Annotated in this window: 1 rRNA gene; it reads right to left on the bottom strand. The window is 48.4% G+C overall.

The features are described 5' to 3' along the window. Positions 1 to 217 (bottom strand): 23S ribosomal RNA (locus AB4Y43_RS40745); the annotation flags it as partial.

Here is a 217-nt window from a genome sequence, read left to right as displayed (position 1 = left end):
CAAGCCATAGCTTCGGTGGTGTGTTTAGCCCCGTTACATTTTCGGCGCAGAGTCACTCGACCAGTGAGCTATTACGCACTCTTTAAATGATGGCTGCTTCTAAGCCAACATCCTGGTTGTCTTTGCAACTCCACATCCTTTCCCACTTAACACACACTTGGGGACCTTAGCTGATGGTCTGGGCTGTTTCCCTTTTGACAATGGATCTTAGCACTCA

It is taken from the genome of Paraburkholderia sp. BR10872 (assembly GCF_040965835.1).
GTDB classification, from domain to species: domain Bacteria; phylum Pseudomonadota; class Gammaproteobacteria; order Burkholderiales; family Burkholderiaceae; genus Paraburkholderia; species Paraburkholderia nodosa_A.
The sequence above is the reverse complement of the archived record's forward strand: the minus strand, read 5'-3'. Positions and strand labels throughout refer to the sequence as shown.